A 13145-nucleotide genomic window follows, 5' to 3' on the forward strand; every position below is an offset into this window, starting at 1 on the left:
AACAGCATGCAGCAATTACAGAACGTTATTGAAAGCGCCTTCGAACGCCGTGCGGACATCACCCCGGTGAACGTAGACACCGTAACGCGCGAAGCGGTAAACCAGGTGATCGGCCTGTTGGACAGCGGCGCCCTGCGCGTTGCCGAGAAGATCGACGGTCAATGGGTCACCCATCAGTGGCTGAAGAAAGCCGTGCTGCTCTCTTTCCGCATCAACGACAATAAGGTAATGGACGGCGCGGAAACCCGCTACTACGACAAGGTGCCGATGAAATTCGCCGACTACGACGAAGCGCGCTTCCAGAAGGAAGGTTTCCGCGTCGTGCCGCCGGCCACCGTGCGCCAGGGCGCGTTCATCGCTCGCAACACCGTGCTGATGCCGTCTTACGTTAACATCGGCGCCTACGTCGACGAAGGCACCATGGTCGACACCTGGGCCACCGTCGGTTCTTGCGCGCAGATCGGCAAGAACGTTCACCTGTCCGGCGGCGTCGGCATCGGCGGCGTGCTGGAGCCGCTGCAGGCCAACCCGACCATCATCGAAGACAACTGCTTCATCGGCGCACGCTCCGAAGTGGTGGAAGGCGTGATCGTGGAAGAAGGCTCGGTGATTTCGATGGGCGTCTACCTCGGCCAGAGCACCCGCATCTATGACCGCGAGACCGGCGAAATCCATTACGGCCGCGTGCCGGCGGGTTCGGTGGTGGTTTCCGGTAACCTGCCGTCGAAAGACGGTTCTTACAGCCTGTACTGCGCGGTGATCGTCAAGAAAGTCGACGCCAAAACGCGCGGTAAAGTCGGCATTAATGAGTTATTGCGTACTATCGACTAAATTGAAATAGCGGGTGATTCACCCGCTATTTTTTTGTCTGCGTTTCGCTGGCAGTCACAGTCGCAGATCTCGCTTTCCGCCATAATCGCAGTCGTGGAATATAACGATCACATCTAAAGAGGGCGCAGTATGTACGATAACTTGAAGAGTTTGGGCATCAATCAACCGGAAGACGTCGATCGCTATAGCCTGCGTCAAGAGGCCAACAACGACATCCTCAAGATCTATTTCCGCAAGGACAAGGGCGAGTTCTTCGCCAAGAGCGTGAAGTTCAAGTATCCGCGCCAGCGTAAAACCGTGGTGGCGGACAACGCCGGCCAGGGCTACAAGGAAATTCACGAGATCAACCCGAACCTGCGTTACGTGATCGACGAGCTGGATCAGCTGTGCCAGCGCGATCAGGTGGAAGTGGATCTGAAGCGTAAAATCCTCGACGACCTGCGCCATCTCGAGGGCGTGGTGTCGCACAAGATTGCCGAGATCGAAGCCGATCTGGAAAAACTCACCCGCGGCAAATAATGCGGATCGGTTGACCCGCATCATCGTTAAGGCGCCCTTTTGCGGCGCCTTTTTACGTTATGACTGCAGCAGCGTGCCCCACTGCTCGACCCACGGGCAGGCGGCCACTTCCGGCTCCGGCTGTTCCATCGCATCGATTTCCAGCACTTCGCCAACGCGGGTGGCGCCCTGCTCCTGCAGCAGCGCGTCAAACGCGCGCCCGGCGCCGCAGAAGTTGTCATAGCTGCTGTCGCCGAGGGCAATCAGCCCATAGCGCAGCTCCGGCTGATAGCCAACCTGATCGCGAATGGCGTGGAACAACGGCGCGATGCTGTCCGGCAAATCGCCCTGCCCGGTAGTGGAGGTGATCACCAGCGCGTAATGCTGACGATAAAACTGCCAGGCCTCCAGCGTGCCCTCTTCGAACAGTTTGACCTCATGGCCCTGCTCGCTGAGGATGTTTTGCGCCTCTTCCGCCACCAGCAGCGAATTGCCGTAGACCGTTCCCACGAAGATACCAACCTGAGCCATGGCTCCTACTCCCTTCATTACCTTTAAAAATTGTCAGCTATCCTGACCGTTAGCCGCGCTAAACTCAACCCCGGCAAGTTCAGGGAATACCCCCGCCCAGCCGAACTGCGCCATCACCCCTTGCCAGTCTTCGTCCCAGCGCGCCGTCACCTGCAGCGGCTCGCCGCTCACCGGGTGCGTCAGCTGCAGATGGCTGGCGTGCAGCATCAGGCGCGGGCAGCCGAAATGCTGCGCCATCCCACGGTTCTGCCGCAGATCGCCGTGCTTGCTGTCACCGATGATCGGATGGCGAAGATGCGCCATGTGGCGCCGCAATTGGTGCTTGCGGCCGGTTTCCGGTTGCAGTTCCACCAGACTGTAACGCGCGCTGTCGTAGCGGCCGACGGCCACCGGCATCTCTACCTGCGCCAACGGCCGGTAGTGCGTGACGGCCGGCTGCGGCCCCTTGTCGGCATCGGCATGTTTATCGGCGATTTTGTCCAGCTCCGCCGTCAGCGGGTAGTCGAGGGTCGCCCCCTCCTGCACGTAACCGCGCACCACCGCATGGTAGGTTTTCTGCACCTGATGCTGCTCGAACTGCTGCGACAGCAGGCGCGCCACCTCGCTGGAAAGCGCCATCAGCAGCACGCCGGAGGTCGGGCGATCGAGACGGTGCACGGTAAAGACGTGCTGCCCGAGCTGATCGCGCACCGTTTGCATCATAAAACGTGTTTCATGACGATCCAGCCAACTGCGGTGTACCAACCAGCCCGACGGTTTGTTCACCGCCACCAGGTGTTCATCCTGATACAAAATCTCAATCACATCGCTTTCCCAGGTCAATAGCCGTTTCGGGCGCGAGTATAACAGGCGTGCGGCTCAGCGCTAGTTTACCCATTCGATGGTCACCAGGCGCGTATCGGCGCGGCCGCGATCGTCCACCGCCCGAATGCGATAACGCCCGTTGTTGATCGGCCGCCAGTCGATCGGCTTTTTGCTGGCGCTGCTACCGAGATAGATATCGTCGACAAACCAGTACACCGTCTTGCTGTCGGCATCCGTCACCGCATTGAAGGCGATTTTGTCCCGCCCCTGCTGCGACTGGCGCAGGGTATAGGTGGTATTTTTCAGCGGCGAAGTGATGCGCGGTGCGTTGCCGCCGACGGCGATGCCGTTATCCTTGCAGCGGTTAACCGGCGGCGTCCGTTTCGGCAGCCCGGCCTGGGCGAACACGTTGGCCAAATCGGAAGGCCAGAATTCAAAGATTTCGGTACGAGTCTGCGCCGCGTCATACGGCGGGCAAACGACCTCGCCGCTGTGAATATCCAGCACCACAGGCCGATAGACGCTGTCCACCTTGATCGGCGACTTGCCGGGAATGAACCAGGTCTTGCCCTTTTGCTGGCACCACGGCGTCGGCAGATCGCCGCTGGCGAGACAAATCTCCACCCGCCGCAGCCGTTGGGGGAACGGATGTTTCGGTTCCCGCAGGCCAGGGTAGCTGGCGTTGACGCTGTCGATGATATTGAAAAACAGCGGCGCGGCCGCCTCGGCGCCGACCAACGCATTGTTGCCGCGCCCGTCGAAGTTGCCTTCCCACACCACCAGCACGTAAGGGCCGAAGATTCCGACGCTCCAGGCGTCGCGAAAGCCCCATGAAGTCCCGGTCTTCCAATACGCCGGCAGCGAAGAAGAACGCTGTGCCAGCGTATCGCCCGGCCGCCGGTGCTGGCGCAGCATATCCAGCGTGATGAAACTGGCCTCCTCACTCAGCAGCCGCACCGGCGTCGATTCGGCCTCGTTCAATCGCATGCGAAGCGGCCGCAGCTCGCCGCGGTTCGCCAGCAGCGCATACAGCTTCGCCAATTCCTGCGCCGTCACCTCACCGCCGCCCAATACCAGCGACAGCCCGTAGTGGCTCTCATTGGCCATATTGGCGACGCCGGTCAGGCGTAAGAACTGATAAAAAGTCGGCTGGCGCAGCTGCGAGGCGACATATACCGCCGGGATGTTACGGCTGAAGTTCAGCGCGTCGGTGGCGGTCACCGGGCCGAGAAAGCGCCGGTCGAAATTTTCCGGTGCATAGGCGCCGAACGACGAAGGCACGTCTTTGAGGATAGTCATCGGATGCAGCACGCCCTGCTCCATGCCCAGCGCGTAGATGAACGGCTTCAGCGTCGATCCCGGCGAACGCTTGGCGTTGGTGCCGTTCACCTGCCCCTGGATCGGCCGGTTGTAATAGTCCGCCGATCCTACCAGCGCGCGCACCCCCATATCGCGGCTGTCCACCAGCAGCACCGCGGCGTTTTGAATGCCGCGGCTGCGGTTGCGGGCGATAAAGGCGTTAACCTGCCGCTCGACCAGCCGCTGCAACCCGGCGTCCAGCGTCGTGTCGACGCGAGTGTCGCGCTGCACCAGTTGCTGCGTCTGCAGGCGTAGCTGTTCGATAAAGTGCGGCGCAATATAAGGCACTTGTTCAGGCTGCCGCAGCGCCAGCGGCAGGCGGAACAGCGTTTGCTGGCTGGCGTCGGTCGGGTAAACCTGCTGCCAGCGCTGGAACAGACGGTTGCGCGCCTGCGTCAATGCGGCACCGAGCACGCCGGTTTTTGGCTCCAGACGGTAGCTGGGCGACTGCGGCAGCACCGCCAGCGTCAGCGCCTCCGGCAGGGTCAACGCCTTCGGCGACTTGGCGAAGTAGATCAGGCTGGCGGCGCCGATGCTTTCAATGTTGCGACCGTAGGGCGCGTAATTCAAATAGGCTTCCAGGATATCGCGCTTGGAATAGCTGAGCTCCAGCTGCACCGCACGCAGCACCTGCAGCAGCTTGCCGCCCGGCGTGCGGGTATTGAGATGCCAGCGCATCCGCGCCAGCTGCATGCTGATGGTCGATCCGCCCTGCATTTTGCCGCCGGCGACATAGCTGCGCCAGAAGCCGCGCATCAGGCTGACGGGGTTAAAGCCGGGGTTGTAGTAGAACCAGCGATCTTCGTGCAGCAGCAGCCCACGCACCGCCAACGGCGACACCTGCTCCAGCGGGGTCCACAGCCGGTAGCGATCGTCGTTGGCCAGCGTGATGCGCAGCAACGCGCCGTGCCTGTCGTAATAAACGGAAGACTGCGGCAGCCCCTGCCACAGGGGCGGATGCGGCCACAGCCGAATCGCGGCCAACAGCAGCGCCAGTAAAAACACCGCCATCAAGCCGTTTTGCAGCACGCGCCCGGTCAGGATCTTCATACGTTCTCAGCATTCCGGCGCCAGACGCTGGCCTGGCGCCGGATATGGCCTAGTCGTTGCCCGCCGGCACCACCACCAGCTTGCCGCCGCCGGCCGACATGGCCTGCACTTCACGGTCATACATGGCTTCGCCGTAGGCCGGTGGAACAATAAAGCTGCCGGTATTGGTGGCCTTGATCTGATAGACGAACTCCTGCACCTCGGTGCCAGCGCTGCCGTAGATAATCACCCGATCTTCGCGGATATCGCTGTAATCCGGCGCCCAGGTGGAGCCGGTGGCGGCCAGCGGCGACTGCCAGCCGCCGCGATCGTCGCTCTCCTCGCCGGTATCGGCCGGTTCCGGCGGCGTCTGCTGCACCACTTCGAACCCGCCCGGCAGCAGATCGACGATCGCCAGGTTGCTCTGCCCCTCTTTCGAGTTGGCGCGCACCTTCAGATGGACATTGATCTTCTGCCCCAGCGTCACCTGCGTCACCGCTTTGCCTTGCTCGTCGGTGTAATCGCGGACAATCTCAATGCCGCGCGACAGCGCTTTTTGCGGCGCATTCAGATCGTAACCGGCCTGCGTCACCACATACCAGGCCGGCGCATTGCCGCCGTTGGTGAAGCGCACGGCGGTGGCATCGGCGTTGAACTGCCCCTGAACGAACAGCCCCTGCAGCTCACTGATGCGCTGCGGCTCGCCGCCGCTTTTGCCCACCTGCACGATGCCTAACGCGTCCGCATTGGCGGATTGCGCCGCCACCTCAGTCGAATAGCTTTCCAGCGCCAGGATGCTCATTGCAGAGGAGTACGTGGTGTAACGCTCTTCTTTCAGTGCCTTGACCATATTCTCCAGCACCTGCGGCGGAATCGACGCCACCTTCTCAGGGAAGTGACGGGTAATCAAATACAGCCGCGTCGCATCCAGCACCAGCGGATCGAAATAGTTCTGCGTCCACCAGGCGCTGTCATAGGCTTTGCTCAGTTGCTGCCAGCTCGGTTGCAACAGCGCGGCGGCTTCGTCGTCCATCTTCAACAGGCGATAGGAAGAGGCCAGATACAGCGCGCTCAGGTCGGTTTTCCAGCCCTCGCCATAGCGTTTTTGCAGCGTATCCTGCACCGCCGCCAGCGAGTTGGTGGTCACTTCGCCCTGCAGCGTCAGCAGGTAAACCGCCCAGCTGCGCAGGCGCAGCAGATACAGATCGTCGAAACCGCTGGCCGCCAGCTCGCGCAACGCGCCGTTGGCTTCATCCAGCATGCCTTCCGGCAGGGCGTAGCCCGCCGCTTTGGCTTCGAGCAGATACTGCACCACATAAGGCGTGACGAAAGGATCGGCATCCGGCGATGAACGCCAGGCGCCGATCGCCCCGCTGTCGTTCTGGCGGGCGCGCAGCACGCCAAGCAGATTGCGCAGCTGCTTGCTGACTTCCGCCTGGCTCAGGCTGCTTTTCATCTCTGGGTGGCGGCTCTGCAGCATCAGCGGAATGGAACGGCTGACGATCTGCTCGGAACAGTAATATGGGTAATCCGCCAGGTATTGCGCCAGCCCATTGGTCAGCACCAGCGGTGAATTCGACACCGCAGCCCGGCGCTGCGCGAAAGCATCGAACATCTGGCGCAGGCCATCGACGTTCTGGCTGCTGCCACTCATGCGCCCCATCACCGACTGGGTGCGGTACGGCGCCGCCGGCCGCACCGAGGTGCTGACGGTGCGGCGGCTGGCCTGGTCGCCGTAACGGGCGTCGAACACCAGCGGCGCATCGCCCAAAACGGCTTTGGCGCGCAGGCGGAAAGCGATCACGCCCTCGCGTTTTTCCGCCAGCGTCAGGCTTTGCGTCGCGTTGCCCACCACCTCCAATTGCGGCGGCGGCGTCAGCAGGACGTTGATGGCTGCCGACTGGCCGTTCAGCCCTTCGAGGTTGTTGCTGATGCCCACGCTGACGTCGAACTCATCGCCCGGCGCCACCATCGCCGGCACGTTCGGCGTCATGATGAAGCTGTCACGCACCGTGGCGGCGGTTTGCGCCTTGCCGATTTTCTCCGGCGTCACCGAAATCGCCATGACGCGGATCTTGCCGTTGAAGTAGTCCGGCACCGGGTAGACGAACTGCTTCTCGCCGCTGACTTCGGTAATGCCGGACCAGTAGGCCACCGGCTTGTCACGCTTGCGTTTGAACGGGTTGAGGTTGAGATCCAACCCTTCGCCCGCATCGCCGCCCGGCGCCGCGGTCAGCGCCATCAGCTTGCTGAACTCCGGCAGGATCAGATCCAAGATCTGCGAGCTGCTCACGTTCAGTTCGCGCTTGCTGAAGAAGAACTCCAGCGGATCCTTCAGGCGGTAACGCGCCACCTGCAGAATGCCCTCATCGACGGCGAACAGCGCCACCTGCTGCGGCGCATCGGTCTTGACCGTCATCGTCAGGTTTTCACCCGGCTTGATGACCGCCGGCGCCGTCACCTCGAGGCTGTTTTGGCGCGCCTTGGTGCTGATCTTGAACGGCATCACGCCGTAGCTCAGCGGGCTCATGAAGATCTCGCTGGAGTTGATGTCGCGCACGAACTGCACGTTGATGTAGCCGTTGCCCTCCATGCCGGCCGGCACGCGGATCGTCTGCACCGAGCTGGTGGTATCGCTGTGGAACCACTGCCAGGCGTAAACCTTGTCCTTCTCGATGGTGATCAAACCGCTGCCGGTATAGGGCGCGTTAATCGCCACCTCGATCTCCTCGCCCGGCTGGTATTCCGCCTGGTTCAGTTTCAGCTTCAGTTCAGCGTTGCGATCCAGCGAACGGCTCAGGTTGGCGTTGCCGGCCACGCTGTAGGCGACGCGGTTGAGCGTCTTGCCCTGCGCATCTTCAATCACCAGCACGAAGTCGCCCGGCTTATCAGTCGTCAGCCGCAGATCCGCGCCCTGCTCGCTCAGCGCCAGCGGCTGTTCCGACAGCTGCACTTCCTTCATCTTCGACTGGTATTTGTAAACGCCCGAATCCTGTTTGGTCAGCACCGAAATGTATTTCTGTTCGATCAGCACCTGCTTCAGATTCGGCATGGCGATCTGTTTCAGGGCCGGATCGATAGCGATCACATTCAGATGCCGCTCCGCGTCGCGATTGATGTAGCCCAGATCGCCGTCGGCCTTCACCCCAATCAGATAATCGTAAGGCGAAACCAGCGTACGGGCGGTAGCCGCCACCGAACGCCCGCCGCCGGCGACGAACGCCTCCGACAACAGCTGCAGCTGATAGGTCGCGTCGGCGTAGGATTTCAGATCGAGCGGAATATCGGCCGCGCCATGCTCATCGGTGGTGCGATCTTCCAGCTCGGTTTCGAACCCGTCGCTGTTTTGCCGGTTTTCGTAGAACGCATAATCCGGGAAGCGATCGAAGCTCGGATACATCGGCCGCAGCGTCAACCTGGTGGTCACGCGGCGATCTTGCGCCGGGGTGCCGAACAGGTTCTGCACGTCGATGCTGGCCTTCAGCTCAGACGGTTTTACCCAGCCTTGCTGGCGGTCCGGCGTCAACGCCAGCTTCACTTTCAGCTGATCCGGTTCGAACTCCTTCACATTGACCGCGGTATGGCCGAGCAGCGTGGAGGTATCGTTGTTTTTGCCGATCAGATACAGATAGACGTTCCACTCGCCGGTCGGTGAGTTTTCATCGGTGGTATAGCTCAGCTCGTTGAAACCGCTGGCGCCCAGCGTCAGCGGTACGGTGGACATCAGCTTGTCGCGCGGATCGCGAATTTCGGCACGCACCGGCACGCCGGCCAGGCCAACGCCCCAGTCGGCGGCGCGGGTGATCAGGCCAATATTGAAAGTATCCCCCGGCCGATAAACGCCGCGATCGGAGAATAGATAACTGCTGAGGGTGCGCGGATCGGTCGGCGTTTGTTCACCGGCGACGTCGAAGCGCGAGAAGTCCAGCCCGCGATCGTTATAGCTACCGGTCGGCAGGAAGGAGACATCCCCTTCCTTTTCCACCAGGAACATCACCGGCTGGCGCTCGTTGGTGTATACATCGAGCGCCGGGAAACGCACGTGGCCGTCGGCACCGGTGGTTTGGCTGAGCAGCGTCACGCCGTTTTTGGCCACTACCGACACGGTGGCGCCGCTGACCGGTGCGCCGCTTTGGATCGACTGCACAAAGACATCGCGCGTCTTATCCTGCGAGCTCTTGGCGACGATGCCCAGATCGGTCACCACCACAAAGCGCGAATCGCCGACGTCGGGCTGCTCTTCCCCTTCGCTTTCATCTTGTTCCTGATCCTGCTCGGTGCCCGCCTCTTCCGCCGCCGGTTTTCGGTTCGGCTGCCATTCGGACAGCGTCAGCAGGAATACCCCGCGATGGGAGCTGGCGTTGGTGGAGAGATAACGGGAGAGATCGATGCCCTGATAGTTCACTTCCCCCGGCCGCTCGTTGTTGAGCGCCGTTTGGTATTTGAAATGCTCGGTGAAATATTCGTCGTTGAGACGGTTGAATTCCGTGGACGAGTAGTCCCGACTTTTGAAGGAGACAATGTGCTGCAGCTGGCTCGGGATCACCCGTTTGATGTCCAGCCGCAGGCCCGCCACGTTACGCGCCGCCACGCTGATCTGCTTGTCGCCGTTAACCGACAGCAGCGAGCCCTGCGACATGAACTGCAGCGATTTCGGGAACTCCGGCACTTCGACCACCCGATAAACCTTCTTCGGCATCTTGTAACCGCCGACAGAGACCAGCTGGTTGTCTATCTCGAGCAACACAAAGCGGTGCGCCGGAGCGTCGAAACGGAAGCTGAACTGCGGTTGATAGGCCTCTTCCGCCTCGTTAAGCGTCAACGGCAGTGGCGTCGCCTGCGCCAGCACGTTTTTGCCGACGCTGTCGACCGTCCATTGATAGAAGTCTTCGGCATCGTTGGCGGCCTCGGCATCGCTCGGATCGTGCTGCGGCAGCAGCCAGGCTTTTGTGGCCCGCGCCAACTCTTTATCCTTCACCGCATCGCTGAAACCGACCACCAGCGCACGCTGCCCTTGGCCGCCGTCGGTGTCCACGACCTGAGCGCTGGCGTCACTCAGCGCCAGGCTGTAGAGGGTGGGTACCTTGACCCAGTTGCTTTTCGCCTCTGCGACCGCGTTGCCGGCCGCCGTCGATTTAACGCCCTTACCGACGGTCAGATGCACCGCGCCGCCCTGATCCAGCGCCTGAAGCGGCTCGGAATGCACCCAGGCGTTCAGTTTTTTCTCGTCATAGACCAGAGAGAAGTTCAGCTTTTTCTCGGAGGACGTGCTGCCTTCCTTCAATCCCAGCGAAATCTGTTTTTCAAAGCTGGCGACGTCGACCGGCGCGTTGAACTGCAGATTGAAAATCGCGCTGCGTTTCTGTGCATTCTGTGGATCGCGGTAATACTCGGCCTGCCCCAGACGGTAATCGAACGCGGGCACGGTGAAGGCATAGCGGGTTTTGGCGAGCTTGACCTGCGGCGCCAGCAAGGTGGCGGGCTCCAGGGCCACCTCATATTTCGCCCCCATCGGCAGCGGTTTTTTCGGCGAGAACACCAGCGTTGATTCATTGCTCCACGCCCACTGCCCTTCTGCCGTCGGTTTGAGGGTGATACCGGCGCTCACGGTTTTACCCACCACGGCGATCGGCGCGACCGAGCCGCTGAAGGTCAGGCTCACCGTTTGCGGCGCCTGCCGGGCGGCGGCGTAATCTATCGGCTCGGGGTTGGCCACCTCGGCGCTGATCTCCTGAACCACCAACGGCGCCGGCTCGATGGGCTGGGGCCGATTTTGCCACCAGTGCCAACCGTAAAACGCGCCGCCCGCGGCCCCCGCCAGCAGCAGCAGGCCCAGACCGATCGCTTTCGGGTGTTTATCCACGCCGCTTTCGAGCCGCAAAAAACCGCGCGGCAGCGCAGCCCACCAGGCCGGCGCGCGCCAGCTGAGGTTGCCGACCAGCGGTCTCAGCAACCGTCCCAACAGCGACAACGCCCCACCCAGCAGGCGACAAACGCCCTTAACCAGGGTAAAAGGCAAACGCAGGATAAACCTTAATAAATCCATTATTGCAGCACCTCATCATCCTAATGCAGCCCCCGGTCAACCGCCGCGGTTCAACCGAGCCGAAAGACACCGTCGGCTCTCCTGCCCGGCATCCGCGCGAGTACTCTACACTGCCGGGCGGCAAAAATCTGCGCGCCGCCGGTGAATTACGGCTCTTTGTTTAACATCAAATCCAGCTGTTGCAGCAGCACCAGCAGCGGCAGGCTGCTCGGCTCGCGATCTTTCAGCGCCTCTTCGAAATAAGGCGTGATAGCAAAGCGCGTCGGCAGCGGCGCTTGGGCATCCAGCAGCGCATACATGCGCGGCAGAAACACCCACTGCAGCCAGGCTTCGGCCGACATGCTGTCGATACAGAACGGTTCGGTGCTGGAAAAAGCCTCATGCTCAGGCGGCGCGGCCTGCCACAGCGCCAGATCGCGCATGGATTGTTCAATCGCCTGCAAACTGCGGCGCACCTGGTTATGTATACTCATCTGCATTCCCGATCTCTTTTCATTATGGTATTCAGCTCGCTGGCTGAAAGGCGGCAAAGCATAGCATTTTTATAGCCCAAATTTGGCGCGCCCGAGACCGGCTGCCGTTTTTATCTGGTGGCGATCGCCGCCGCGCGGCACAATAGGCCCACCGAATTCACCACACAGATAAAGATTCATGTCCGTAATAACAGAGAAAAAAAACCACGCGACGCCCGGTAAAGCCATGCTGGCTTCGGTCACCGGGTATGCCATGGACGGGTTTGACCTGCTGATCCTCGGCTTTATGCTGCCGGCTATCAGCATCGAATTAGGATTAACCTCATCGGCCGCCGGTTCGCTGGTCACCTGGACGCTGATCGGCGCGGTGCTGGGCGGCGTGATCTTCGGCCACCTCAGCGATCGTTTCGGCCGAATCCGGGTGCTGACCATCACCATTCTGATGTTTTCCCTGTTCACCGGCCTGTGCGCCGTGGCGCAAGGGTATTGGGATCTGCTGGCCTATCGCACCCTGGCAGGCATCGGGCTGGGCGGCGAATTCGGCATCGGCATGGCGCTGATCGCCGAAGCCTGGCCGGCGGAGAAACGCAACCGCGCTTCGGCTTACGTCGGCATGGGCTGGCAATTGGGCGTGCTGGCAGCCGCCTTCCTGACGCCGCTGCTGCTGGAACACATCGGCTGGCGCGGTATGTTCCTGGTCGGTCTGCTGCCGGCGCTGGCGTCATTCCTGATCCGCCGCACGCTGGGCGAGCCGGAGGCGTTCGTGCGGCAGAAAGACGCCGGGCGGCCGCTCTCCTTCCTGCAGCGTTTGCGCCTGCTGTTTAAGGATCGCGCTACCAGCAAGGCCAGCATCGGCATCTTCATTCTCTGTTCGGTGCAAAACTTCGGTTACTACGGGCTGATGATCTGGATGCCGACTTACCTGGCGAAAAACTTCGGCTTCTCACTCACCAAGTCCGGCCTGTGGACGGCGGTGACGGTGGTCGGCATGACGTTCGGTATCTGGCTGTTTGGCGTGCTGGCCGATCGCTTCGCCCGCTGGAAGATTTTCGTGTTGTATCAGGTAGGCGCGGTAGTGATGGTGATCGGTTACGCCCAGTTGAGCGATCCGATGCTGATGCTGTTCGCCGGCGCCGTGATGGGCATGTTCGTCAACGGCATGATCGGCGGCTACGGCGCATTGATTTCCGATACCTACCCGGTACAGGCGCGCGCTACCGCGCAAAACATCCTGTTCAATCTGGGGCGCGGCGTCGGCGGCCTGGGGCCATTGGTGATCGGTGCGCTGGTGACGCAGGTGTCATTTACCGCCGCCATCAGCCTGCTGGCGGCGATTTACCTGCTGGATATCTACGCCACGCTGTTCCTGCTGCCGAAAAAACAGGGCGCAGGCGATACGCTGGGCGCGATTGGTTAACGCTGGCGATGGATTAAGCAGAGGAGCACGCACGGCGGGAGAGAACAAAAAGTTGGGGGCACTGCGTTAACAGTGCCCCCGGTTCGTTTTATAGCTATCCCGCTACACAGTGTGCTCCCTGCTCAATCCTTGAAAACTTTTCCTGCGGCCATCCTGA

At 61.4% G+C, this 13145-nt stretch carries 8 protein-coding genes; 3 read left to right on the forward strand and 5 right to left on the reverse strand.

Annotated features, from left to right (window positions below; translation table 11 throughout):
* Positions 1–6 precede the first annotated feature (6 nt).
* Complete coding sequence (dapD, locus tag ACSJLU_RS19665; RefSeq protein WP_025304039.1) at positions 7–831, forward strand: 2,3,4,5-tetrahydropyridine-2,6-dicarboxylate N-succinyltransferase; 825 nt, start codon at positions 7–9, stop codon at positions 829–831.
* 129 nt (positions 832–960) lie between these two features.
* Positions 961–1350 (forward strand): DUF3461 family protein, encoded by a 390-nt coding sequence (locus tag ACSJLU_RS19670; protein WP_004931929.1) that lies wholly within the window; start codon positions 961–963, stop codon positions 1348–1350.
* A 57-nt stretch (positions 1351–1407) separates the two neighbouring features.
* On the opposite strand, the gene ACSJLU_RS19675 is transcribed toward ACSJLU_RS19670, so the two are convergent.
* The 5 genes from ACSJLU_RS19675 to ACSJLU_RS19695 form a co-directional block, all read right to left on the reverse strand.
* Complete coding sequence (locus ACSJLU_RS19675; protein WP_004931927.1) at positions 1408–1860, reverse strand: flavodoxin; 453 nt, start codon at positions 1858–1860, stop codon at positions 1408–1410.
* Positions 1861–1893: 33 nt separating this feature from the next.
* Complete coding sequence (gene truC, locus ACSJLU_RS19680) at positions 1894–2664, reverse strand: tRNA pseudouridine(65) synthase TruC (protein WP_025304040.1); 771 nt, start codon at positions 2662–2664, stop codon at positions 1894–1896.
* Positions 2665–2724: 60 nt separating this feature from the next.
* Complete coding sequence (gene pbpC, locus ACSJLU_RS19685; protein WP_025304041.1) at positions 2725–5073, reverse strand: penicillin-binding protein 1C; 2349 nt, start codon at positions 5071–5073, stop codon at positions 2725–2727.
* Positions 5074–5122: 49 nt separating this feature from the next.
* Complete coding sequence (locus tag ACSJLU_RS19690; RefSeq protein ID WP_380827997.1) at positions 5123–11098, reverse strand: alpha-2-macroglobulin family protein; 5976 nt, start codon at positions 11096–11098, stop codon at positions 5123–5125.
* Positions 11099–11244: 146 nt separating this feature from the next.
* Complete coding sequence (locus ACSJLU_RS19695) at positions 11245–11571, reverse strand: YqcC family protein (RefSeq protein ID WP_025304043.1); 327 nt, start codon at positions 11569–11571, stop codon at positions 11245–11247.
* Between the two features lie 178 nt (positions 11572–11749).
* Here ACSJLU_RS19695 and ACSJLU_RS19700 point away from each other — a divergent pair, with 178 nt between their 5' ends.
* Positions 11750–12988, forward strand: coding sequence for an MFS transporter (locus ACSJLU_RS19700; RefSeq protein WP_025304044.1), 1239 nt, complete (start codon positions 11750–11752; stop codon positions 12986–12988).
* Positions 12989–13145: the final 157 nt, after the last annotated feature.

The organism is Serratia bockelmannii (genome assembly GCF_051803255.1).
GTDB lineage: Bacteria > Pseudomonadota > Gammaproteobacteria > Enterobacterales > Enterobacteriaceae > Serratia > Serratia bockelmannii.